21 protein-coding genes are annotated in these 23,121 nt (G+C 61.8%); 14 read left to right on the top strand and 7 right to left on the bottom strand.

The window, feature by feature from the left end; all coding sequences use genetic code 11:
* Positions 1-107: 107 nt before the first annotated feature.
* Complete coding sequence (locus tag MNR02_RS11585; RefSeq protein ID WP_241946880.1) at positions 108-1,226, bottom strand: porin; 1,119 nt, start codon at positions 1,224-1,226, stop codon at positions 108-110.
* Positions 1,227-1,902: 676 nt separating this feature from the next.
* On the opposite strand from MNR02_RS11585, the gene MNR02_RS11580 reads away from it, so the two are divergent.
* On the top strand, positions 1,903-2,991 hold the full coding sequence (locus MNR02_RS11580; RefSeq protein WP_241946879.1) for a porin: 1,089 nt from the start codon (positions 1,903-1,905) through the stop codon (positions 2,989-2,991).
* 100 nt (positions 2,992-3,091) lie between these two features.
* On the opposite strand, the gene MNR02_RS11575 is transcribed toward MNR02_RS11580, so the two are convergent.
* Positions 3,092-3,967 (bottom strand): alpha/beta fold hydrolase, encoded by an 876-nt coding sequence (locus MNR02_RS11575; RefSeq protein ID WP_241946878.1) that lies wholly within the window; start codon positions 3,965-3,967, stop codon positions 3,092-3,094.
* A gap of 93 nt (positions 3,968-4,060) precedes the next feature.
* Positions 4,061-6,127, bottom strand: a complete 2,067-nt coding sequence (locus MNR02_RS11570; RefSeq protein WP_371746745.1) for a lytic transglycosylase domain-containing protein — start codon at positions 6,125-6,127, stop codon at positions 4,061-4,063.
* A 318-nt stretch (positions 6,128-6,445) separates the two neighbouring features.
* Here MNR02_RS11570 and dapA point away from each other — a divergent pair, with 318 nt between their 5' ends.
* Positions 6,446-7,330, top strand: a complete 885-nt coding sequence (gene dapA, locus MNR02_RS11565) for a 4-hydroxy-tetrahydrodipicolinate synthase (protein ID WP_241946877.1) — start codon at positions 6,446-6,448, stop codon at positions 7,328-7,330.
* Position 7,331: 1 nt separating this feature from the next.
* The gene (gene smpB / locus MNR02_RS11560; RefSeq protein WP_134649770.1) at positions 7,332-7,811 is read left to right on the top strand and encodes an SsrA-binding protein SmpB; all 480 of its coding nucleotides are present in this window, start codon (positions 7,332-7,334) and stop codon (positions 7,809-7,811) included.
* Positions 7,812-7,832: 21 nt separating this feature from the next.
* On the opposite strand, the gene MNR02_RS11555 is transcribed toward smpB, so the two are convergent.
* A complete protein-coding gene (locus MNR02_RS11555) occupies positions 7,833-8,228 on the bottom strand; it encodes a hypothetical protein (protein WP_241946876.1) in 396 nt (131 codons plus the stop codon).
* Between the two features lie 186 nt (positions 8,229-8,414).
* On the bottom strand, positions 8,415-8,990 hold the full coding sequence (locus MNR02_RS11550; protein ID WP_241946875.1) for an NYN domain-containing protein: 576 nt from the start codon (positions 8,988-8,990) through the stop codon (positions 8,415-8,417).
* A gap of 60 nt (positions 8,991-9,050) precedes the next feature.
* Here MNR02_RS11550 and MNR02_RS11545 point away from each other — a divergent pair, with 60 nt between their 5' ends.
* The 9 genes from MNR02_RS11545 (at position 9,051) to era (ending at position 16,132) form a co-directional block, all read left to right on the top strand.
* Complete coding sequence (locus tag MNR02_RS11545) at positions 9,051-9,329, top strand: hypothetical protein (RefSeq protein WP_241946874.1); 279 nt, start codon at positions 9,051-9,053, stop codon at positions 9,327-9,329.
* Positions 9,330-9,395: 66 nt separating this feature from the next.
* The gene (gene rpoZ / locus MNR02_RS11540; RefSeq protein ID WP_241597006.1) at positions 9,396-9,797 is read left to right on the top strand and encodes a DNA-directed RNA polymerase subunit omega; all 402 of its coding nucleotides are present in this window, start codon (positions 9,396-9,398) and stop codon (positions 9,795-9,797) included.
* Positions 9,798-9,913: 116 nt separating this feature from the next.
* Positions 9,914-12,142 carry a bifunctional (p)ppGpp synthetase/guanosine-3',5'-bis(diphosphate) 3'-pyrophosphohydrolase gene (locus MNR02_RS11535; RefSeq protein ID WP_241946873.1) on the top strand — a complete coding sequence of 743 codons (2,229 nt, stop codon included), beginning with the start codon at positions 9,914-9,916 and terminating at the stop codon, positions 12,140-12,142.
* A 168-nt stretch (positions 12,143-12,310) separates the two neighbouring features.
* Positions 12,311-12,463, top strand: a complete 153-nt coding sequence (locus MNR02_RS11530) for a DUF3563 family protein (protein ID WP_241596991.1) — start codon at positions 12,311-12,313, stop codon at positions 12,461-12,463.
* A 102-nt stretch (positions 12,464-12,565) separates the two neighbouring features.
* Positions 12,566-13,153 carry a DUF2062 domain-containing protein gene (locus tag MNR02_RS11525; protein WP_241946872.1) on the top strand — a complete coding sequence of 196 codons (588 nt, stop codon included), beginning with the start codon at positions 12,566-12,568 and terminating at the stop codon, positions 13,151-13,153.
* Positions 13,150-13,563: a holo-ACP synthase gene (gene acpS, locus MNR02_RS11520; RefSeq protein WP_241946871.1), complete on the top strand. Its 414-nt coding sequence runs from the start codon at positions 13,150-13,152 to the stop codon at positions 13,561-13,563. Before MNR02_RS11525 ends, acpS begins: the two co-directional genes overlap by 4 nt.
* Before the next feature lie 91 nt (positions 13,564-13,654).
* Entirely contained in the window at positions 13,655-14,398 is a 744-nt protein-coding gene (gene lepB / locus MNR02_RS11515) for a signal peptidase I (protein ID WP_370879881.1), read from the top strand.
* Complete coding sequence (rnc, locus tag MNR02_RS11510; RefSeq protein WP_241596978.1) at positions 14,395-15,108, top strand: ribonuclease III; 714 nt, start codon at positions 14,395-14,397, stop codon at positions 15,106-15,108. The genes lepB and rnc overlap by 4 nt, the downstream gene beginning before the upstream one ends.
* Before the next feature lie 79 nt (positions 15,109-15,187).
* On the top strand, positions 15,188-16,132 hold the full coding sequence (gene era / locus MNR02_RS11505; protein WP_241946870.1) for a GTPase Era: 945 nt from the start codon (positions 15,188-15,190) through the stop codon (positions 16,130-16,132).
* A gap of 27 nt (positions 16,133-16,159) precedes the next feature.
* Here the strand turns inward: era and MNR02_RS11500 are convergent, their stop codons facing one another.
* Both MNR02_RS11500 and MNR02_RS11495 read right to left on the bottom strand, forming a co-directional pair.
* Positions 16,160-18,523 carry a bifunctional diguanylate cyclase/phosphodiesterase gene (locus MNR02_RS11500; protein WP_241596971.1) on the bottom strand — a complete coding sequence of 788 codons (2,364 nt, stop codon included), beginning with the start codon at positions 18,521-18,523 and terminating at the stop codon, positions 16,160-16,162.
* Entirely contained in the window at positions 18,510-19,559 is a 1,050-nt protein-coding gene (locus tag MNR02_RS11495; protein ID WP_241596968.1) for a spermidine/putrescine ABC transporter substrate-binding protein, read from the bottom strand. Before MNR02_RS11495 ends, MNR02_RS11500 begins: the two co-directional genes overlap by 14 nt.
* Positions 19,560-19,777: 218 nt before the next feature.
* Between MNR02_RS11495 and MNR02_RS11490 the strand changes: the two genes are divergently transcribed.
* On the top strand, positions 19,778-22,087 hold the full coding sequence (locus MNR02_RS11490; RefSeq protein ID WP_241946869.1) for a Tex family protein: 2,310 nt from the start codon (positions 19,778-19,780) through the stop codon (positions 22,085-22,087).
* A gap of 137 nt (positions 22,088-22,224) precedes the next feature.
* On the top strand, positions 22,225-23,118 hold the full coding sequence (gene bla / locus MNR02_RS11485) for a BKC/GPC family carbapenem-hydrolyzing class A beta-lactamase (RefSeq protein ID WP_241946868.1): 894 nt from the start codon (positions 22,225-22,227) through the stop codon (positions 23,116-23,118).
* Positions 23,119-23,121: the final 3 nt, after the last annotated feature.

The following is a 23,121-nucleotide window of genomic DNA, read 5'->3' as shown; positions in this document are numbered from 1 at the left end:
GAATGCTTATTAATTCCCTGCTAATTAACCCCAAAAACTAGCCGGAACGGGAAAAACCCGACCGAAGGCCGGGTTCTTCGCTTTTGGATAAGCTAAGCCAGATTGGCTTAGAAGTTGCGCTGCAGACGCAGGAAGCCGGAAGTCCAGTCCGTATCACGCGAGGCAACATTCGAGTCACGGTTGTTGTAGTTAACCGTACCGAGGAAGTTGAGACCGGATACGATCTCGTAGCCTACGGTCACGCCCACGCGCCACTGATCTTCGTTTTTGTTAAATCCGTAGCTCGGGAGACCCTTGACCTTGCCGCTAAGAGCGAGATTGTCAAAGTATTGAACGCCAGGCGTAATCGTCAGCTTTTCCGTCGCCTTGAAAGCGTATGAGGCTGCGATGCTCCACTCGGATGCATCCCAATACGTATTCGGGTCAGAAGCCCAGACGCCAAGAACCTGCAAAGTGCCGGGGCCAAGGTCTGCGGAAAGGATTGTGCGGATTGCGCCTTCACCGACGGCGTTGTCATAACCACCGAGGATGTCGAGATTTACACCGCCAAGTGAGAAGCCAACAGTACCTGCTACGCCAAGATTGTTGTGGTTGAAGTTGTTGCCAACGACGAGAGGATTGTGATTGTTCTTGACGTATTCAGCGCCCTCGATTTCATCAAGCGAGAGGCCTGCACGCCACGTGCCACCATCATAGGTGTAAGCGATCGAGTTGAACTCTGTCGTGTTGCCGTTCGTGTCGGTTTCGCCGTTGATGCCGCTATCCCACCAGCTATAGAAAAAGCCGACCTTGAAACCAGCGAGTTCGATGAAGGCTTCGTCGATATCGAAATCGCCATCACCACCGTTCTGATCAGAGTCAGCATTGGCTTCGATTGCGATGTACGAACGCAGCGTGCCGAGTTCGGTGTCATTGCGAGCGTCGAACTGCACCTGAACCTTCGTGAACGAATCCCAATCGGAGTGAGAACCAGCGAGGTTCGTGTCGATCTCGTTTGCAGTGCCGCCGATGTCACGACCAAACGAGGTCTGGAAGCGAACGAAGCCGCCGATCTTGAGGCAGGTTTCGGTGCCCGGGATGTAGAAGAAGCCGGTGCCGAAGGCGTCGCAAACGCGAACGTATTCCATGGGCTCGGGCTCAGCAGCGACGATGGCGTCGGCGGCCTGTGCGCCGGATACTGCCACGAGAGCGGCAGCGGAGCCGATGAGAAGGCTCTTGATGTTCATTTCTGACCTCCAGTCAAAAAGAGCCGCGCGTGTGGCTTTCTGCTGGTTGATCAACCCCTGGCTTCCATATGCAATATATAAAGTGTGTTTGTGTGCGAGGGTTGTGTGTCGCCGAAATGGAAGTGTACGTGCTTTTCCGATTGCAACGTCATCCAAAGCCTTAAATGTTCAGTGCGGACCTAGAGCGAAGTCGCATCAAGCGGCTGCGTAAGCGGTCACGATTCGCCGGCGAATCGAACGAGCCACATGGCGCACCGATTCTCGATTTTCCTTGAGGCAGCGGTGACCCAATCCATGAAGTGCCCCATAAAAACCGCGCTCTCGTCATGCGAAGAGGCCGCGTCTGCCGGCTTTCTGCCTGGATTGTGACGGCGTCACCAGGGATGCGCCACCGGCTAAGTGACGGCTACATAAGGTTTTTTGTTAAGGATCCATAAACTTTTAGCGATCCCGGCTGCCATTTTGTGTCCTTTGCGCAACAGGCACGGGCGAAGGCTGACAGAAACCCTGCCTCGTTTCAGTTTGATGATTGCTTACGGAAACGCGTCTTGTATTTTCACTTTCGGAAGCAGGGGCGGTTGTTCGTCCGCTTCCTGAACTTGGGGATGGGGCAGGGAACGCTGTCCTTCAGCAAAAAACCCAGACCCGTTTGAAACTTTTTGACTGGAGGTCAGAAATGAACATCAAGAGCCTTCTCATCGGCTCCGCTGCCGCTCTCGTGGCAGTATCCGGCGCACAGGCCGCCGACGCCATCGTCGCTGCTGAGCCCGAGCCCATGGAATACGTTCGCGTTTGCGACGCCTTCGGCACCGGCTTCTTCTACATCCCGGGCACCGAAACCTGCCTCAAGATCGGCGGCTTCGTTCGCTTCCAGACCTCGTTTGGTTCGGACAACGACCCGGTCGGCGTTAGCTCGAACCAGGACTACCTGCGTGACGGCGGTGCCTCTGATTGGGATTCGTTCACGCGCATCAACGTGAACCTCGATGCCCGTAACGACACCGAGCTCGGCACGCTGCGTTCGTACATCAACATCGAAGCCAATGCTGGCGGTGCTGGTTCGCGTTCGGGCAACGACTTCTACATCGATGAAGCCTTCATCGAACTGGCCGGCTTCAAGGTCGGTAAGTTCTACAGCTGGTGGGATAGCGGTATCAACGGTGAGAACGACACCCTTGGTAACATCACGGCTTTCAACTCGATCGCTTACACCTACGATGGCGGCACCTGGCGTGCAGGTCTCTCGGTTGACGAAATCGAGTATGATATCATCGATTCCTTTGGTCCGCCGATCGTTCTGGGTGATCACTATCACGACTTCGGTATTGCCGGTACGGTTGGCTTCTCGCTCGGTGGCGTGAACCTTGATGTTCTCGGTGGTTACGACAATGCTGCAGAAGAAGGCGCGATCCGCGCTATCCTGTCGGCTGAGGCCGGTCCGGGCACCTTCCAGCTTGCCGGTATCTGGGCTTCCGACCCGAATGCTTACTGGGCCGCTTCTGAGTGGACCGTTGCCGCTTCCTACGCCTTTAAGGCCACGGAGCGCCTGACGATCACCCCCGGCGTGCAGTACTTCGACAAGCTGTCGTTCGGTGGTGCTGACTTCGTCAACGACACGCATCAGTGGCGCGTTGGTGCGACGATCGGTTACGAAGTCGTATCCGGCCTGAACCTGCTGGCGACCGCCGACTGGAACAAGGTTGATGACGGTGCGGACAACGACGACTTCGTTCGCGGCTTCCTCCGCCTGCAGCGCAACTTCTAATCTGAAGTTGAGCTAGGAATAGACCCGCAGCCTTTTCGAGGCTGCGGGTTTTTCGTTTTTTAGGCTTTCGCGCCATACGGCGTTCCATCCGCGCTGGACGTTAGTAATTGTCCAGAAACGCCTTGACCCGCTCGAACAATCCCGGCTGGTGCAGTAGGGGAGCGTGGCCTTGGCCATTTGCCGTCGTGGTTTCAATAATCGGCTCCTGCGCCTTCATGCGCGCCAATGTCTTCGCGGAAAAAAGCTTGGAATATTCGCCGCGCACCACGAGCAGCGGCTTTTGGGCCAGCAGGGCGAATTGTGGCCAGAGCGTCGGCAGGGGCTGGGAGAAATCCATGGCCCGCAAGGGCGCCACAAGCGCAGAGTCGTGGTCTGCGACCAGGCAGCCATTGTCCTCGACATAGATTGCGTTTGCCATATCCAGCCAGTCCTGCCGGGTTAGGACAGGGAAGGCCGGGCCGTGAACGGCTTCGAGATGGTCGGCCGCCGCTTCGAAATCATCGAGCGCGGTCTGCCGCGAGAGGTAGTCACGGATATCCCGAAGACCCTCCGCCTCGATCTCCGGCCCGATGTCGTTGAGAACCGCCGCCGCGATCCGCTCCGGCTGTAACGTCGCCATGATATGGAGAATCAATCCGCCACGCGAGGTGCCGACGAAGATGGCCTGCGCGATGCCGAGCGCGTCACAGATGGCCAGCACGTCGCTGCACTCCACGCCGACATTATAATGTGTGGGATCCGGATCGCGGCTCGAGCGGCCCCGGCCGCGATAATCGATGGCAACGACGCGCCGTGGCGTTGTCGTATCCTTGGAAAGGCGCTCTGCGAATGGATGGAAATCGCGGCTGTTGCGGCTGAGCCCTGGCAGGCAGATCACGGGAAGCCGGGAGGCGCCGCCAGACACGGGCGCATAGTCCCGCACATGGAGTTGCAGTCCGTCCGTCGTGGTAGTGAAGCGGCTGATAAAGTCTTCCATACCTGCGCCCTCGTGTCCGATGGCGAAAGCCTAGACCAAAAAAGAGCACGGTGCGTAGCGCTTTCGCACCGGAGTTTTCAGGGGCAGGGGCGGTTAACGCCCCGCGACGAGGTCGTGTTCGATATCAGCCTTCTGGCCAAGCCGCGTCTTGTAGACCTGGTAGTTCTCCATCACGCGCTGGACATAGCCGCGGGTCTCGGAGAACGGAATGCGCTCGATCCAGTCCACCACCTCGTCGACCGATTTGCCGCGCGGGTCGCCGTAGCGGGCGATCCATTGTGGCACACGACGCGGGCCGGCATTGTAGGCGATGAAGGTCAGCACGTAGGAGCCGCCGAAGTCATTGATCTGCTCGCCGAGATAATGCGCGCCGAGCGTGGCATTGTAGGCAGCGTCCGTCGTCAGCTTCTCCTTTGAATAGGCGAGGCCGTAGCGTTTCGCGACACCCTGGGCCGTTGCCGGCATCAGTTGCAACAATCCCTGCGCATTGGCCGGCGAAACGGCCGCCGGGTTGAAGGCGCTTTCCTGGCGCGCAATGGCATAGGCCAGCGCCTTGCCCGAGCCGGAAATGTTGGCGCCATCGGGAATGACCCCGACCGGGAAGGCCAGTGCCGCCACATCGATGCCGCGGCCGAAGGCGATCTTGCCGATCTGGAGCGACAGCTGGTGGTTGCCGCCCTTTTCCGCTTGTGCCGCAAGCAGCGCCAGTTCGCCGGGGCTCACCAATTCGGCGGCCAGCGCGCGGTAGAGGCTGTCACCGCGCCAGCCATGGCCGGCGGCCTGCAGCCGCGCGATGGCCTGGACAGCCTCGCGCGCATGGAAGCGGCCGCGTTCCTCTGCCGTCGGCTTCGGATAGGCGACATTCAAGGCCGTGCGGCCGAGCCTTGCTGCGGCGAGCTGACCATAGAAGGTGCCGGGAAAGTTCGCGGCCTTCGCGAAATATTCCTTCGCGTCGCCGGTTCCGCCCTTTTCCGCCGCGCGCCCCAGCCAGTACCAGGCGCGGGACACGGACAGCGGGCGGTCGGAGGCTTGCAGGATGCGCTGAAAATGCTTGTGCGCGGTCTTTGCGTCGCCGAGATCGCGCAGCGCGTACCAGCCGGCATGGAATTCCGCCTCGACGATATCGGTTGCATCATCTGCGCCGTGATGGGCGGCAACCCGGTAGGCGTCGCGATAGTCGCCCAGATCGGCAAGGCCGCGGCTGACGATGCGCTGCTCGTTCCACCATGCGCCCGGATTGACCAGCCGGGCGGGGTCTTCCGGCATGGCCGAGAAGAGCTTGCCGGCGGCGCGGTATTCCTCGTTGTTGCGCAGGTTGCGGATGCGCAGATAGGTGTAAGCGGGATTGTTCTGCCAGCGGGCATCCACCGCCTTGATGAGCGTGGCCGTATTCTTGTTCTTGCGGATGACGGCGGCCCAGGCGCGGTAAAGCGATTGCGCCTGACCGAGATCGCCGAAACGCTGCGCCTGGTCGGCGCGGTCCCGGTAGAGCAGCATTTCCATGCGGGCACGATGGTCCGCGATGGTCAGAAGCCTGCCGAATTCGTCGAGGATCTGCGTTTCGATATCCGTGTTCATCGCCTCCCTGTGCCAGAAGGTACGCAGCACGTCCGTCGCGCGGGCCGTATCGCCCGTCGCGATGAGCGCGCGGGCAAGCACGACGGCGCCTTCCGCCGTTTCGGGGCGGGTCGTACCGAAGGCGGCGAGCACGTCTGATGTCGGTGGATTTTCCCGGGCAAGCGCCCGTTCTGAATGGCCACGCAGCGCCTTCAGGCCCGGCCAGCCCTTCAACTCCCTCTGCGCCTCCGCGATCTCCCACGATGGCACGCCGCGTTGGCCGGAAACCGCGATGGCCCATGTCAGGATATGGCGGTCGAGGCTATCCCTGGACAGACGATCGCGTGCAACCATCGCGGCCGCTGCATCCCGGTTGGAAAGCGCGTCCAGCCCGGCCTTGAGCGCAGGGTTCACTTTAGGCACGGCGTCGCCGCGCGGAATGGCGTTGGTGATGATGTCCTTCGATGGCATCTCGGCAGCGAAACCGAGCGGCTTGATCGTGGGTGTGGCGACACTCTCCGCTTCCACGCGAGAGGGGCGAAGGGAAAGACCGGCCACGCCGGCCAGCAACAGCGCGCAAAGGGCAAGACTGCGTTTTGAGATCATCTCACGTCCTGGATGCCTGGCAGGCGGCGTTGGTCATGGTTCGCCTGATCCTCGACAATCATTAACCCTTTGTTGTCTTAACGAATGCTTAACCGGTCCGGTCACCAAGCCGTGAAGGCCCGCGCTTTCGAACGACGGACAGAATGACACGGATATTCGCGTCGTTGCGGCACTTTCGCCTTGATCGTGCACGAAAAACGCCTTTCACGCCGCTTGCCGCATGACTGTCACATGACTATTGTGCCTTCGTTTTTAACCACGGAATACGGCCAAAGCATGTAAGCCTCCGGGCGGCTCTGGTCCTAGGAGTTCTCGATGTTCAAGGGATCCATTCCCGCTCTCGTCACCCCGTTCACCGATGCTGGTGCCGTCGATGAAGCGGCATTCGCCGCCCATGTCGAATGGCAGATCGGTGAGGGCAGCCACGGCCTCGTACCCGTCGGCACCACGGGCGAATCGCCGACTTTGTCGCATGACGAGCACAAACGGGTGGTGGAGCTCTGCATCGAGGTTGCCAAGGGCCGCGTTCCCGTCATCGCGGGCGCCGGCTCCAACAACACGAAGGAAGCGATCGATCTGGCCCGCCACGCCGAAAAGGCAGGCGCAGACGCGATCCTCGTCGTGACACCTTATTATAACAAGCCGACGCAGAAGGGACTGTTCGCGCATTTTTCCGCCATTGCGGAAAGCGTGAAACTGCCGATTGTGATCTACAACATCCCCGGCCGTTCGGTCGTCGACATGACGCCGGAAACGATGGGCGCGCTGCATAAGGCGCACCCGTCGATCATCGGCGTCAAGGACGCCACCGGCAAGATCGAGCGCGTTTCCGAGCAGCGCATCGCCTGCGGCAAGGATTTCGTCCAGCTCTCGGGTGAGGATGCGACAGCCCTCGGCTTCAACGCCCATGGCGGCGTCGGCTGCATTTCGGTCACGGCCAATGTGGCGCCGCGCCTGTGTGCGGAGTTCCAGGAAGCGACGCTTTCGGGGGATTACGCCAAGGCGCTCGACTATCAGGACAAGCTGATGCCGCTGCACAAGGCGATCTTCATGGAACCGGGCGTCTGTGGCGCGAAATACGGCCTGCACCGCATCCGCGGCGGCAACCGTGCGGTGCGCTCGCCCCTGCTTCCCAGCCTGGAGCCGGCAACGGAGGCCGCCATCGATGCAGCCCTTCGCCATGCTGGTCTGTTGAACTGACATGGCAACCAAGGCACGTCCGACAACGATCAAGAAGATAGTCGCGGAGAACCGCAAGGCCCGCTACAACTACGAGATCGTGGATACCTACGAGGCCGGTCTCGTGTTGACCGGCACGGAGGTCAAATCCCTGCGCGAGGGCAAGGCGAACATCGCCGAGTCCTACGCGTCGGACGAGGGCGGCGAGATCTGGCTGATCAATTCCTACCTGCCGGAATACCTGCAGGCGAACCGTTTCAACCACGAGACCCGCCGCCGCCGCAAACTTCTGTTATCGAAGCGGGAAATCCATCGCCTGCGTTCCGCGATCAACCGCGAGGGCATGACGCTGGTGCCGCTGAAGGTCTACTTCAACGATAGCGGCCGCGCGAAGCTGGAACTTGCGCTCGCCAAGGGCAAGAAGCTCCATGACAAGCGCGAGAGCGAGAAGGAACGCGACTGGAACCGCCAGAAGGGCCGCCTGCTGCGCGACCGCGGCTGAACGGGTTCCCCGCGTTCCGCGTCAGAACTGACTGTAGAGCTGGGCGATCATCGACTGGTTGATGACGGTACGTGCAGCCGTTTCGCCGCTGGCCGGCGTGCGCGCCGTGAGGAAGGACGACATCAATGCGTTGAGGTCGGCGCTCTGGATGGCGAGCGGGCTGGGCGTATGCCGTGTGGTATCGGCATTTACGGCGCGCTCGACAGCGCTGGACGAGGCGGCCGAATTGCCCGGAAGGCCGTTGGTCGCATAGAGAAAGCTCAAGTCGCCCACGTCGTCCGCAGCATCGGACGGTTGCGTAACGGCGGGCGACGAAACGCTTGGACGGGTCTCGCCAGTCGGGGCGGCCGGACGCAGCGCAAGAGCCTGCGTTGCTGCCCGGTAGCTGTTGCCAGAAAGCGATACTGCGTCGACCATTACAGGATATTCCAATGCGGGATGTGTTTACCGCATTTTGAATAGCAGCAGAACCTTGCGGAATACTAATGGGGTTCCGCGCTATTTTCCTCGATGTTTAACGAAGCGTTGAAAAGTCTGGTTTTGCAGGGCACAGGCGTTTCCAAAGGGAGCGTTCCGTTTCGTGCGCGACCTTTCTGCCTGATGTCAGTCTGCGGCGGTCTCCGCTGCTTCCGCCGAGCGGGCCGGGCGCTCGGAGGGATCCCGACCGATTTCGGCCTTCAGCGTGCCAAGATCGATGAAATAGTCCGCCTGCCGGCGCAGATCGTCGGCGATCATCGGCGGCTGGGTCTGCATGGTCGAGACGACCGAGACCTTGCGGCCACGGCGCTGAAGCGCCTCGACCAGCGTCGTGAAATCGCCGTCGCCTGAAAAGATGACGAGGTGATCGACCGTCTCGGACTGTTCCATCGCGTCGATGGCCAGTTCGATGTCCATGTTGCCCTTGATCTTGCGGCGACCGAGCGAGTCGGTAAATTCCTTGGCCGGCTTTGTAACAACCTTGTAGCCGTTATAGTCGAGCCAATCTATCAGCGGGCGGATGGATGAATATTCCTGGTCCTCTATCAGCGCCGTATAGTAATAAGCGCGTAGAAGGTAGCCGCGTTTTTGAAATGCTTTCAACAGTTTCCGATAATCGATGTCGAACCCGAGTGTTCTGGATGCTGCATAGAGATTGGCGCCATCGATGAAGAGTGCGATTTTCTCGCGCGGGTCGAACATTTCAAAAAATCCCTTAAGTAGAGGTCCGGATAATGCGTAAGCCACGCCACGCCGGCGTGCATGGCTGCGTTTTCCGGTGGCATTATGCATATTTCATTTATTTGTCATTTAGGGCAGGTTGGTGGCATTTCCAAGCAAACACGGGTTGCGGCGCATTTTTTCCAGAAGCACGGTGCCCGTGCATTTCACAATATCGGAATTGGGAAGTATTTACCGGCCTTTATCCTCGCCGTTCGGGGCGCCGTGCCGCGTCTTTTCGTGGGCGCAAACCTCAACCGGGAATTACAGGCGCGGGCTTGCGGCGTCCGCGAAAGGCGCGTCCGGCAAGGAAAAACTTGAATTTGCCGTCCTTTGCCTGTATCGGGCATGCAAACTCCTGAAATTCTCGATCACAAAGGACAGGCAATGGCCCGTGTCACCGTTGAAGATTGCATTGACAAGGTAGACAACCGCTTCGAGCTGGTTCTCTTGGCAAGCCATCGCGCCCGCCTCATCTCGCAGGGTGCGGCCATCACCATCGATCGCGACAACGACAAGAACCCTGTCGTGGCGCTGCGCGAGATCGCCGACGAGACCCTGTCGCCCGACGATCTGAAGGAAGATCTGATCCATTCGCTGCAGAAGCATGTTGAGGTCGACGAGCCCGAGCCCGATCCGGCAAGCCTGCTGGCAGAAGATGCCACGACCGCAACCGCCGACGAGGACGACGACCAGCCTGAGACGATCGCTTTCGACCGCATGTCGGAAGAAGAGCTGCTCGCCGGCATCGAAGGCCTCGTTCCGCCGGAAAAAAGCGACGATTACTGATTTCGGTAGCCATTCCGAAACCTTTATTATTGTGAATATCGGTGCGCCCCTTCTAAGCTCGGGGCGCACTTTTTGTTTGCCCCGCCTGAACGAGCCGGGGAGGGAGCCCACCGAGAATGATGCGTCAATATGAACTCGTGGAGCGGGTTCAGAAATACAAGCCCGATGCCAACGAGGCGTTGCTCAACAAGGCTTATGTCTATGCCATGCAGAAGCACGGCCAGCAGAAGCGTGCGAGCGGCGATCCCTACATCTCGCATCCTCTCGAAGTGGCTGCCATCCTCACGGAGATGCGGCTCGACGAATCGACCATCGCCGTCGCCCTTCTGCACGACACGATCGAGGACACCAGCGCGACGCGCGCGGAAATCGACGAACTGTTCGGCGAGGATATCGGCGCCCTCGTCGAGGGCCTGACCAAGATCAAGAAGCTCGACCTCGTTTCCAAGAAGGCCAAGCAGGCCGAAAACCTGCGCAAGCTCCTGCTTGCCATCTCCGACGATGTGCGCGTTCTGCTCGTCAAGCTCGCCGATCGCCTGCACAACATGCGCACGCTCGAGCACATGACGCCGGAAAAGCGCGCCCGCATCTCCGAAGAGACGATGGACATCTATGCGCCGCTCGCCGGCCGCATGGGTATGCAGGACATGCGCGAGGAGCTGGAGGACCTGTCCTTCCGGCATATCAATCCTGAAGCCTACGAGACCGTCTCGCGCAAGCTGGAGGAGCTGTCGCAGCGCAACGAGGGACTGATCCGCAAGATCGAGGAGGAGCTGCGCGAACTGCTCGTCGTGAACGGCCTGCCGGATGCCCTCGTCAAGGGCCGGCAGAAGAAGCCTTATTCGGTCTTTCGCAAGATGCAGTCGAAGTCGCTCTCCTTCGAGCAATTGTCCGACGTCTACGCCTTCCGCATCCTCGTCGACGACATTCCCGCCTGCTATGCGGCACTCGGCATCGTGCACACGCGCTGGCGCGTCGTGCCGGGCCGCTTCAAGGACTATATCTCGACGCCCAAGCAGAACGACTATCAGTCGATCCACACCACGATCGTCGGGCCGTCGCGCCAGCGCATCGAACTGCAGATCCGCACCAAGCGCATGCACGAGATCGCCGAATACGGTATCGCCGCGCATTCGCTCTACAAGGACAAGGAGCCGGTCAACGAGGAGGCCGCACGCTCGCCGCGCTCCAATGCCTATGCCCTGCTGCGCCGGACCATCGAGGCACTGGCCGAGGGCGACAACCCGGAAGAATTCCTCGAGCACACCAAGCTGGAACTGTTCCAGGACCAGGTGTTCACCTTCACGCCCAAGGGCCAGCTGATCACGCTGCCGCGCGGCGCGACGCCCATCGATTTTGCCTATGCGGTGCACACCAATATCGGCGACACCTGCGTCGGCGCCAAGATCAACGGCCGCATCATGCCGCTCGTCACGCGCCTCAACAATGGTGACGAGGTGGAAATCATCCGCTCGGGCATCCAGGTGCCGCCGCCGGCCTGGGAAGAGATCGTCGTGACCGGCAAGGCGCGGGCAGCTATCCGCCGCGCGACGCGTGCAGCCATTCGCAAGCAGTATTCCGGCCTCGGCTACCGCATCCTTGAGCGCACCTTCGATCGTGCCGGCAAGACCTTTTCGCGCGACGGCCTGAAGCCTGTTCTGCACCGGCTCGGCCACAAGGATGTGGAAGACGCCATCGCCTCCGTTGGCCGTGGCGAACTCTCTTCGCTCGATGTGCTGCGCGCCGTCTTCCCGGATTATCAGGACGAGCGCGTGACTGTGAAGCCCAACACCGACGAGGGCTGGTTCAACATGCGCAGCGCCGCCGGCATGGTCTTCAAGCTGCCCGGCAAGACGAAGGCCGCGCTGGAAGACGGCGAGGGCGAATCGGGCCCGGAGGCCCTGCCGATCCGTGGCCTCTCCGGCAATGCCGAAGTGCATTTCTCCGCCGGCGGCGCCGTTCCCGGCGACCGCATTGTCGGCATTATGGAGAAGGACAAGGGCATCACCATCTATCCGATCCAGTCGCCGGCGCTTCAGAAGTTCGATGACGAACCGGAGCGCTGGATCGATGTGCGCTGGGATCTCGACGAGGCGAACAACACCCGCTTCATGGCGCGCATCATGATCAATGCCCTGAACGAGCCGGGCACACTGGCCGAAGTCACGCAGGTCATCGCGACCAGCGACATCAACATACGATCGATGTCCATGGCGCGCGTGGCGGCCGATTTCACCGAGGTGCATATCGACCTTGAGGTCTGGGATCTGCGGCAGCTCAACCAGTTGATGGGCCAGCTGAAGGAGTTGCAGTGCGTTTCGACCATCAGCCGTGTGTTTGAGTAGTGGCTGACATCGAATTTTCAGCAATTTGCCTTGAATAAGTCAGGATTGCTCAAGTTTTAACCAGGCGATATGCGCAATGCGCATGGCTGTGTTGGGATAGTCGCGCTGGTGCCGGCGGGGTGTCTCACCTATCTTCTGTCTCGGGAGGTCAACCGAAAGAGGTTTACCATGCTGAAGCAGTTCAAGAACATCGCCCGCGCCTTGCGCGTTCCGTCGGCCGAAGAGCGCGAGAGCGCCTATCTCAACGGCGCCATCGACCGGATCGACCTGGAATACCGCCAGCGTCAGATCGACCGCGGCCTTTTCCGCAAGTCCTACTAAGGTCTGCAGCCATGCGGCGCACCCCGTGCGCCGCGGCGGCTCCTGCCGTGGCGTCTCAGGGCGCCATTGAAATGACACCAACGGATCGGCTATGTCTGGGCGATGTTGTTCAGACGCCGAAAAAAGGCCTCACGGGCCGAACGCTTGCGCGAATTTCTCTGGCCGCGCAAGGGCCTGACGCGGCCGGCGCGCTATCTCGCGAAGCGCATCATCCGCCTGTCGGCATCCCCGCACGCGGTCGCCGCAGGTGTCGCGGCCGGCGTCTTCTCTGCCTTCACACCGCTGCTCGGGTTCCACGTCATCCTGGCGCTGGTCATGGCCTATCTCATGGCCGGCAATCTGCTCGCGGCCGCCCTTGCCACAACCGTCGCTAACCCCCTGACCATTCCGCTGATCGCGCTCACGACCTTCCGCATCGGCGAAGCGCTGCTCGGCATCCAGGCCGCTGAAGCCATTACAACGCACGACCTTCTGCACAGGCTGGAGCATCTCCAGTTCTCCGAACTCTGGCAGCCGGTGCTGAAACCCATGCTGGTCGGCGCAGGTGTGCTCGGGCTGCTCGCAGCCGTGATCGCGTATGGCGTGACACGCCTTGCCGTCCAGTCCTTCAAGGTCCGTCGCCGCGCGCGGCTGGCGCTTCGCGCCGGGCTTGCACCCGCCGCGCTCTCATCCGGAGACCTGTCCTCATGATCATCGGCATCGGCAGCGACCTCATCGACATCCGTCGGGTGGAGAAGTCGCTGGAACGTTTTGGCGCACGCTTCACGGAGCGCTGCTTCACCGCGATCGAACAGGCCAAGTCCGATGGACGGAAGAACCGCGCCGCCTCCTATGCCAAGCGCTTCGCCGCCAAGGAGGCCTGTTCCAAGGCGCTCGGCACAGGTCTGGCGCAGGGTGTGTTCTGGAAGGACATGGGCGTCATAAATCTGCCGGGCGGCAAGCCGACCATGCATCTCACCGGCGGCGCGCTCGAAAGGTTGAAACGGATGCTGCCGGCCGGTCACGAGGCGCGAATCCATCTCACCATCACCGACGACTTTCCGCTGGCGCAGGCTTTCGTGATCATCGAGGCGCTACCCGCGGGAATGCCGGCTTTGTGAGGCTTCCGCGTCTTTTTGACCGATGTGATTTCCAACAGGCAACCTTTCCTCTATAGAGGGCCTCATGTTAGCAAATAAGGACAAGTCGGGCGTGGCAGAGAAGACTGAAAAGGCCGAAGGCGGCCTGTGGGAAAACGTCAAGGTCATCATTCAGGCGCTGCTGCTCGCCGTCGTGATCCGCACCGTGCTTTTCCAGCCCTTCACCATTCCGTCCGGCTCGATGATGCCGACGCTGCTGGTCGGCGATTACCTGTTCGTCAACAAGTTCTCCTACGGTTATTCGAAATATTCGCTGCCGTTCTCGCCGAACCTGTTCTCGGGCCGCATCTTCGCAAGCGAGCCGAAGCGCGGCGACATCGTCGTGTTCCGCTTCCCGCCGAACCCCGACATCGACTACATCAAGCGTCTCGTCGGCCTGCCGGGCGACCGCGTGCAGGTGCGCGACAGCATTCTCTACATCAATGACAAGCCCGTCGAGCGCCAGCAGGATGGCTTCTTCCGCGCGGACGACCAGTACGATACCGGCGAAAACATCCCCATGTTCCGCGAGACGCTGGACACGGGCGTCTCCTACGACACGCTGGACACCCGTCCCGGCACGGTCGGCGACAACACGCGCGAGTTCATCGTGCCCGAAGGCCACTACTTCATGATGGGCGACAACCGCGACAACTCCGCCGACAGCCGCTTCGACGTCGGTTTCGTCCCGGCCGAAAACCTCATCGGCCGCGCCAGCCTGATCTTTTTCTCGCTCGGCCACGACACGTCCTTCAGCGAAGTCTGGAAGTGGCCGGCGAACCTGCGTTGGGATCGCCTCTTCAAGGTCGTTGAATGAAGGGCGCCATTCCGCTGAACGACGCCAACCGCAAGGCCCTCGAGGCGCTGATCGGCTACGTCTTCACCGACAAGGATCGTCTCGACCGGGCGATCACGCATGCGAGTGCACGGCCCGGCAAGGGCAGCAACTACGAGCGGCTGGAGTTTCTCGGTGATCGCGTTCTCGGCCTTTGCGTGGCCGAGATGCTGTTTCGCACCTTTCGCGATGCCAAGGAGGGCGAGCTGTCCGTTCGCCTCAACCAACTCGTCAGCGCTGAAAGCTGCGCGGCAGTTTCGGATGATCTTGGTCTGCATCGCTTCATCCGCACCGGCGCCGACATCAAGAAGCTTACCGGCAAGGCCATGCTGAACGTACGGGCCGATGTGGTGGAATCGCTGATCGCGGCCATCTATCTCGATGGCGGGCTGGAGGCCGCGCGCGGCTTCATCCTCGCCAACTGGGAGGGCAGGGCGGCGCGTGCCGAAGGCGCGCGGCGAGACGCAAAGACCGAGTTGCAGGAATGGGCGCACGCCCGGTTTGGCCTCACACCGAATTACAGGGTGGACGAGCGCTCCGGACCGGATCATGATCCCCGCTTCACCGTGACGGTCGAGGTCAAGGGCGTGGCGCCGGAGACCGGCATCGACCGATCGAAACGGGCCGCCGAACAGGCGGCCGCGACGAAGATACTGGAACGCGAAGGCGTCTGGCCCAAGGCCGACGCCTGAACGCACTTCCGCCTTTTGAAATTGCATGGAAACAGGAACATGGGGCCTTCCGCCAGAAGGACCCGGATTGACGGATATCATGACGGAAGAAACCAACATCCCTGCCGAGACCGGTGCCGCAGCCGAGGGCGCGACCCGTTCGGGCTTCGTCGCCCTGATCGGCGCCACCAATGCCGGCAAGTCGACGCTGGTGAACCGGCTGGTCGGCGCCAAGGTGTCGATCGTCAGCCACAAGGTGCAGACGACGCGCGCCATCGTACGCGGCATCGCGATCCACAAGAACGCGCAGATCGTGTTCATGGACACACCCGGCATCTTCAAGCCGCGCCGCCGGCTCGACCGCGCCATGGTGACGACGGCCTGGGGCGGCGCCAAGGATGCCGACTTCATCATGTTCCTGATCGACAGCGAGCGCGGCCTGAAGGGCGACGCCGAGGCGATCCTGGAGGGCCTCAAGGAGGTCCATCAGCCGAAGATCCTCGTGCTGAACAAGGTCGACCGCGTCAAGCCGGAGGATCTCCTGAAGCTGACGGCCGCCGTGAACGAGGTCGTCAAGTTCGAGCGCACCTTCATGATCTCCGCCCTCAACGGCTCGGGCTGCGAGGATGTGATGGACTATCTTGCGGCCGCGCTGCCGGAAGGTCCGTGGTACTACCCGGAAGACCAGATTTCTGACCTGCCCATGCGCCAGCTCGCCGCCGAAATCACCCGCGAGAAGCTGTTCCTGCGCCTCCACCAGGAACTTCCCTATTCCTCCCACGTCGAGACGGAAAAGTGGGAAGAGCGCAAGGACGGCTCGGTGCGCATCGAGCAGGTCATCTATGTCGAAAGAGACAGCCAGAAGAAGATCGCGCTCGGCAAGAACGGCGATGCGATCAAGGCGATCTCCACGGCGTCCCGCAAGGAGCTCTCGGAAATCCTCGAGCAGCCGGTTCACCTCTTCCTCTTCGTGAAGGTGCGCGAGAACTGGGGTGACGATCCGGCCCGCTTCCGCGAAATGGGCCTCGACTTCCCGACATCCTGATCCGTTTCGCGGCCGTCTGGGAAGCGCTTAGCCCTGTGCGCGGCGCTCTGCCGACCGCATCGTTTCGCGTGCCGTGTCCAGCAGGCGCTGCATGGCCCAGACGCCGAGGTCGTCGAGCGCAAGCGGGCGGCTGATGAGATAGCCCTGGTAGAGGTCGCAGCCTGCCGCGGCGAGCAGCGACATCTTCTCCGGCGTATCGACCCCTTCGGCAATGACCGACATGTCCTGCGCGTGGCAGAGCGCGATCAGCGCGCGCAAGGTGGGAAGGGCGGCCGACCGGGTCAGGCTTTCCACCAGTTCACGGTCGAGCTTGATGGTTTCAGCCGGGTACTCGATGATCTGCTGCACGGACGTATATCCGGCGCCGAAATCGTCGATCGAGATGCGGAAGCCCTTGGCGCGCAAGATCTCGATGTTGCGGCGGGACTGCTCGCCGAGCTTGACCGCGAAGGTTTCCGTCAGCTCGATCTCGATCAGCCGCGCATCGACGCCATGCCTGTCGGCGCAGTCGCAGAAGTGATCGCTGATCGACTTGGTGTAGAGTTCGGCGGACGAAATGTTGATGCACAGGATGGTCTCGGCGCCGAAGAGCTTCCTCACATGGCCATAGTCGGCCATCGCGCGGTTGATCACCCACCAGTCGATCTTGCTGAACAGGCCCGTCGTTTCGGCGATGGGAATGAATTCGTCCGGGGTGACATTCCCCAGCACCGGTGAGGTCCAGCGCAGCAGCGCCTCGCAGCCCGTGACCTTGCCCTGACCGTTGACGATGGGCATGTAAACCAGATGGAACTGCTCGTCGGCATTGAGGATGCGCAGTTCCTCCTCGATGCGGCGCTGACGGTTGCGCTTCTCGTGCAGGGAGCGGGAATAGCGGGCCGAACCGTTCTTGCCCTGCGATTTTGCCTGATACATAGCCGCGTCGGCATTGGCGATGAGTTCGGGCAGTGTGCGCGCGTCTTCAGGGTAGACCGCGATGCCGATGCTGGCTGTGACCGGATAGGCCTTTTCCAGTACTTCGAATCCCTCCGCAAACAGCGCCAGGATATTGCCGGACAGTTCGGTGATCGTTCCCGCGCCGGGCTGGCAGCGCAGCATGATGGCGAATTCGTCCCCCGAAAGGCGGGCGAACAACCCGGCCGGAAGGCCGCGCTCAATGACAATACGTGCGACGATCGCCGAGATGCGGTCTGCCAGCGTCTTGAGCAGTTCGTCGCCGATCTTGTGGCCATGCTTGTCGTTGACGAATTTGAAGTTGTCCACGTCGATGAACAGCAGCGTGCAGCCGATGCCGGCTTCCTCGGCCTCTTCGAGCAGCTGCGTCGAGCGGATGTTGAAGTATTCGCGGTTGGAGATCCCGGTCAGCGTATCCGTCCAGGAGGCGTTTTGCACGAGATCGAAGGAGTGCATGGACTGGTCGTGCAGGCGCTTGACGTTCACGGAGAGGCGGCCGATTTCGCCGATCTCGTGCATTTCGGGCAGGGCGCTGCGATTGCCGGTCATGACTTCGGTTAGTTGGCGGTCAAGGCGGGCGATCGGGTTGGTGATGTAGCGGCGAACCAGCACCAGCACGAGAACGATGGTGCACAGGCTGAGCGCGATGGCGCCGAGCGCCAGAAGCATTCTGAGCGTCGAAAGCCGTTCCTCCAGAAAACCCGGCTCCGGCGTCAGGCGTGCAAAGAGCGACGGGCCGAGCGTGGCGGTCGCCGAAAGCCCGCCCTGCGCAAGGAACTGATGCCGTGCGATCTCGACGGTTGCGCCATATTCCTTCTCGAGCGCCCGCTTCAATTCGAGAAAGGCCTTCGGGCGCACTGCCGTCTGGACCAGGATCGATTCGGCTTTGGCGCTGGCGACCGGGCGGTTGAAGGTCACGGGGTCGATGAATTCGGAATGCACGATGAGCGGTTCGATGCCCGGCGTGTCGAGGTAGGACCACGAGGACAGCCGTGGGCTGTCTATGGTATGGCGGATGTGTTCGAGTTGCTGCGGTGTGATCTCGGCGAAGGGATCGGCGCTGTCCTCGAAATAGTAATCCACCGTCAGGGGCGGGCGAATGATGGCGGCAGAAATAAAGCGTTTGCGGTCGTCGGAGAGAGACGTGATACTCTGCTGCAGCCGCACGCCGAGCGCCATACGGCGGTAATCGGCATTCGGTTCGTTGACGAAGAGACGCACCGCACCGCCTTCAACGAGCGAATACAGGAAGCTGCGGTTCTGCATCACGTCGTTCTGGAAGACGGCGGTCAGCATGCCGATCTGCTGCCAGAGGCGCGCGCGCTCCAGCCCGGCGATGGACGAGCTCTGCACATAGTAGATGAGCGAGGCTGCAAGCACATAGCCTGCCAGAACGACCGGGAAGATAAGGGCGAGGGCGCGTTTACCGAGCGTCACTGAATTGAGCCAGACTGCTGAGGATGCGACGGCGGGCCTGCACCGATTGAACGGTCAGTTCCTCCTGAAGCTGGCTCTTTGCCAGGATTTCCGGGGCCGCATAGATTTCGGGATTGGATTGCATGTCTTCCGGCAGTAGCGCCATTGCCGCCTTGTTTGCCGTGGGCATGTTGAGCTTGACGGCGTTGCGGGCGCTGTTTTCCGCATTACCGATGTAATCGACCAGCTTCAGCGCGAGCGCCTTCTGCTTCGAACGTTCGCTGACCGAGACGCAGTCGAGCCAGGACAGCGTGCCTTCCTTGGGCAAGGCATAGCGCCAGAGGTGCGGCGTGCCCACCTTGCCGTTGAGGGTATACTGGTCGCCGCTATAGCCAAGCGCCATCCAGATGTTCGGCCCCTTGTCCGGGCTCTGAACCGAGGTGATGGCGTAGTCATAGGTCAGCACATAGGGGGCCTGCGCCTTCATCATGTCGTAGGCGGCCTTGAGCGTCTCGTTATCGTTGGCATTCACCGATTTCCCGAGCAACACGAGCGGCGCGACGAAGGCTTCGGCATGGTCATCGTACATCGCGATATGGCCGCGCAGGGGTTCCGCGGGCATCATGATGTCGGCCCAGGAGGTCGGCGGCGTCGTGATCTTGTCCGAGCGGTAGAGGATGCCCATCGTTCCCCAAAGATAGGGAACGCCGTAGCCGCCGCAGCGCTTGGTCCAGCTGTCCTCGTAATCCTTCAGGGCAGGAACGTTGCCGGTATCGAGTGCCGTCAGAATGCCGCGATTACCGTAGAGCTTGGCACCGTTCTCGTTGGTCACCACCACGTCGATATTGCTGTTGGGGTCGGCGAGGATCTCGTCGCGCACGTCGCCGCTGTCATAGAGCGTCTGCCGGACCTCGGCGCCGGTTTCGGCGGTGAAGTCGGCAAGCACCTGTTCGTCGATGTAGGCTTCCCAGATCAGCAGGCTGAGCGTCGTCGCATGCGCAGGCCCTGCCACGGCGAGGGCCGCCATTGAGACTGTTGCGAGAAATGCACTGCGCATGACGATGGCCCCGTTGCCGTTCCACAGTGCACGATACCGGCGGAAGGCTTTATGAAGCGTTACAACCCAAGGGTCGGAAAGCGTGGTAGCCTCACTTTCCCGCACTCGCGGGAGCGCTGATATATTGTGGACTGGCGGCCAGTCGCGGCGCAGGCAGTTGGCCTTGCCCCGCTGGCGAACTATGGTCGCCGCCCGCCGTTACCCCACAGGAGTTCGTCATGGCCCCGACCCCGCTCAAGATCGCAAACCTGATCGCAGCCGAGATCAAGGCGACCGCCGCGCAGGTTTCCGCAGCCGTCGGACTGATCGACGAGGGCGCGACCGTTCCCTTCATCGCCCGCTACCGCAAGGAAGTGACCGGCGGGCTCGACGATACCCAGCTGCGCACGCTCGCCGAAAGGCTCGCCTATCTGCGCGAACTGGAAGCCCGCCGCGCCTCCATCCTCGATTCCATCGCGGGGCAGGGAAAGCTGACCGACGAGCTGTCCGCCCGCATTGCCGCCGTCACCACCAAGGCCGAGCTTGAGGATATCTATCTTCCCTACAAGCCGAAGCGCCGCACCAAGGCGGAAATCGCCCGCGAACGCGGCCTTGGCCCGCTCGCCGAGCAGATCCTTGCCGACAGGGCACTGGTGCCGTCCGAGCTGGCCGAGAAATTCCTCTCGGCCGATGTGCCCGATGTGAAAGCGGCGCTGGAAGGCGCGCGCGACATCGTCGCCGAACAGCTCACGGAAAACGCGGACCTTCTCAAGCGCCTGCGCGATTACATGAAGGACAATGCCTTCCTGCGCTCGCGCGTCGTCGAGGGCAAGCAGGAGGCCGGAGCAAAGTTCTCCGACTATTTCGACCACACCGAACGCTGGGCGACCGTGCCCGGCCACCGCGCGCTCGCCATGCTGCGCGGCTGGAACGAGGAGTTCCTGTCGGTCGATATCGTCGTGGATCAGGACAGCACCGAGCCGGTCAAGCCCGTCGAGCGCATCATCGCTTCCTTCTACGCCGTCGGCACAAGGCCGGGCGACAAGTGGCTGGCCGACGTCATCGGCTGGACCTGGCGCGTCAAGCTCTCCATGTCGCTGTCGCTCGACCTGATGCGCGAGATGCGCGAGCGCTCCGAGGAGGAGGCGATCCGCGTCTTCGCCCGCAATCTCAAGGATCTCTTGCTTGCGGCCCCCGCCGGTACACGCGCCACGATGGGCCTCGATCCGGGCATCCGCACCGGCGTCAAGGTCGCCGTTGTCGACAACACCGGCAAGGTGGTCGAGACGACGACGGTCTATCCCTTCCCACCGAAAAACGATGTGCGCGGCACGCAGGCCGAGTTGGCATCGCTCATCCGCAAGCACAAGGTGGAACTAATCTCCATCGGCAACGGCACGGGCAGCCGCGAGACGGAAAAACTCGTCGCCGACATGCTGGCCCAGCTTCCTGGCGCAAAGCCCACCAAGGTCATCGTCTCGGAGGCCGGCGCCTCGGTCTATTCCGCTTCCGAAACAGCCGCCGCCGAGTTTCCCAACCTCGACGTGTCGCTGCGCGGCGCCGTCTCCATCGCGCGTCGCCTGCAGGATCCGCTGGCCGAACTCGTGAAGATCGAACCGAAGTCGATCGGCGTCGGCCAGTACCAGCACGATGTCGATCAGGGCAAGCTTTCGCGCTCGCTCGATGCCGTGGTGGAGGACGCCGTGAATGCAGTCGGTGTCGATCTCAATACGGCCTCCGCGCCGCTTCTCGCGCGTGTTTCGGGCCTCGGAAAATCCTCGGCCGAGGCCATCGTGGCGCATCGCGATGCCAACGGCCCCTTCGAAAGCCGCAAGGAGCTGATGAAGGTCGCGCGCCTCGGCGCCCGCACCTTCGAACAGTGCGCTGGCTTCCTGCGCATCCCCAACGGCAAGGAGCCGCTCGATGCCTCGTCGGTCCACCCGGAAGCCTATGGCGTCGCCAAGAAGATCGTCGCCGCCTGCGGTCGCGATCTGCGTGCACTGATGGGGGATAGTGCGGCGCTGAAGCAGCTCGATCCGAAGGTCTTCGTCGACGAACGCTTTGGTCTGCCCACCGTCAAGGACATTCTGGCCGAGTTGGAAAAGCCCGGCCGCGACCCGCGCCCGGAATTCAGGACCGCGACTTTCGCCGACGGCATCGACGATATCAAGGACCTCAAGGTCGGCATGCTGCTTGAAGGCACGGTCACAAACGTCGCCGCCTTCGGTGCTTTCGTTGATATCGGCGTGCACCAGGACGGTCTCGTCCATGTCTCCCAGCTCGCCGACCGCTTCATCAAGGACCCGCACGAGGTCGTGAAGGCCGGCGACGTCGTGAAGGTGCGGGTGACGGAAGTGGATGTGCCGCGCAAACGCATCGGCCTCACCATGCGCAAGGACGGGGCAGCTCCCGCGCCGCGGGACAACGCCCCGCGCAATGACCGCAACGCCCAGATGAAGCCGAAATTCAGCCAGGCTGCGCCCAAGCAGCCGGCCCCGTCGCAAGGCGCCTTCGGTGCCGCGCTCGCCGAGGCGATGAAGAAGAAATAGGCCTAGTTTTCCTAATGGCTGCTGGCAGAATTCGTCGTTTGTTTTGACCCGGCCCGTTGCGCATAGTCGCGATGTGGGCGGGCTCAAACCGGTGTGGCGCACAAGGCGCCCGTTACCGGCAGACAGGAAATGAACGGATGACGATGACGATTTCACGCCGGCAGGCGATGGCCGGCGCTCTCTTTGCGATTCCCGCCGTTTCGGCAATGACAGGCTCCGCTCGGGCCGCCGGCGACGGCGCGCTCGGCAAGCGGCTCGCCGAACTGGAAGCGCGCCACAAGGGCCGCATCGGCGTTGCCATACACAATCTCGCAACGGGCGCCCGGCTTGGCCATCGGGCCGATGAGCGGTTCCTGATGTGCAGCACCTTCAAGGCGCTGCTGGCGGCGCATATCCTCGCACGCGTCGACCGCGGGGAGGAAACGCTCGACCGGCACATCGTCGTCAAGACATCGGACCTCGTCGACTGGTCGCCGGTGGTGGAAAAGCATGTCGGCGGTGCCGGCATCTCGGTGGCCGCTCTGTGCGAGGCGACGATCACGCTCAGCGACAATGCCGCCGCGAACCTGCTGCTTGCCGCGTCGGGCGGGCCGGAAGCCGTCACGACCTTCCTGCGCGGTTGCGGCGACACGGTCACGCGCCTCGACCGCACGGAACCGGCGCTGAACTATCACGACAAGCCGAACGACGAGCGCGACACCACGACGCCGACCGCCATGACCGACACCCTGCACAGGCTCGTTCTCGGCGACGTGCTTTCGCCGCGTGCGAAGGCGCAGCTTGCCGCCTGGCTGGTGATGAACAAGACGGGCGATACGCGGCTGCGCGCCGGCTTTCCGGCGAACTGGATGACCGGCGACAAGACCGGAACGAACGGCGACAAGGCCGGCAACGCCAACGATGTCGCGATCGCCTGGTCGCCGGATCGCGGTGCGATCGTGGTGACCGCCTTCGTGGAAATGCCCGATATTTCCGGCGACGAACGAAACGCCATCATTGCCGAGATCGGCCGCATCGCGGTCGCGGTCTGATTT

The sequence above is a fragment of the Shinella sp. H4-D48 genome, from assembly GCF_022637395.1.
GTDB lineage: Bacteria > Pseudomonadota > Alphaproteobacteria > Rhizobiales > Rhizobiaceae > Shinella > Shinella sedimenti.
Note: the sequence above shows the minus strand (reverse complement) of the source record. Positions and strands in the feature narration are given on the sequence as shown.

Bases quoted from the DNA above. Each gene is read 5' to 3' on its own strand.
- MNR02_RS11550 (WP_241946875.1), bottom strand. From the start codon at position 8,990: ATGTTCGACCCGCGCGAGAAAATCGCACTCTTCATCGATGGCGCCAAT.
- MNR02_RS11545 (WP_241946874.1), top strand. From the start codon at position 9,051: ATGGCTGCGTTTTCCGGTGGCATTATGCATATTTCATTTATTTGTCAT.
- dapA (WP_241946877.1), top strand. From the start codon at position 6,446: ATGTTCAAGGGATCCATTCCCGCTCTCGTCACCCCGTTCACCGATGCT.
- MNR02_RS11555 (WP_241946876.1), bottom strand. From the start codon at position 8,228: ATGGTCGACGCAGTATCGCTTTCTGGCAACAGCTACCGGGCAGCAACG.
- MNR02_RS11490 (WP_241946869.1), top strand. From the start codon at position 19,778: ATGGCCCCGACCCCGCTCAAGATCGCAAACCTGATCGCAGCCGAGATC.
- MNR02_RS11495 (WP_241596968.1), bottom strand. From the start codon at position 19,559: ATGCGCAGTGCATTTCTCGCAACAGTCTCAATGGCGGCCCTCGCCGTG.
- MNR02_RS11580 (WP_241946879.1), top strand. From the start codon at position 1,903: ATGAACATCAAGAGCCTTCTCATCGGCTCCGCTGCCGCTCTCGTGGCA.
- smpB (WP_134649770.1), top strand. From the start codon at position 7,332: ATGGCAACCAAGGCACGTCCGACAACGATCAAGAAGATAGTCGCGGAG.
- MNR02_RS11575 (WP_241946878.1), bottom strand. From the start codon at position 3,967: ATGGAAGACTTTATCAGCCGCTTCACTACCACGACGGACGGACTGCAA.
- rpoZ (WP_241597006.1), top strand. From the start codon at position 9,396: ATGGCCCGTGTCACCGTTGAAGATTGCATTGACAAGGTAGACAACCGC.
- MNR02_RS11535 (WP_241946873.1), top strand. From the start codon at position 9,914: ATGATGCGTCAATATGAACTCGTGGAGCGGGTTCAGAAATACAAGCCC.
- MNR02_RS11585 (WP_241946880.1), bottom strand. From the start codon at position 1,226: ATGAACATCAAGAGCCTTCTCATCGGCTCCGCTGCCGCTCTCGTGGCA.
- acpS (WP_241946871.1), top strand. From the start codon at position 13,150: ATGATCATCGGCATCGGCAGCGACCTCATCGACATCCGTCGGGTGGAG.
- era (WP_241946870.1), top strand. From the start codon at position 15,188: ATGACGGAAGAAACCAACATCCCTGCCGAGACCGGTGCCGCAGCCGAG.
- bla (WP_241946868.1), top strand. From the start codon at position 22,225: ATGACGATGACGATTTCACGCCGGCAGGCGATGGCCGGCGCTCTCTTT.
- MNR02_RS11530 (WP_241596991.1), top strand. From the start codon at position 12,311: ATGCTGAAGCAGTTCAAGAACATCGCCCGCGCCTTGCGCGTTCCGTCG.
- rnc (WP_241596978.1), top strand. From the start codon at position 14,395: ATGAAGGGCGCCATTCCGCTGAACGACGCCAACCGCAAGGCCCTCGAG.
- MNR02_RS11525 (WP_241946872.1), top strand. From the start codon at position 12,566: ATGTTGTTCAGACGCCGAAAAAAGGCCTCACGGGCCGAACGCTTGCGC.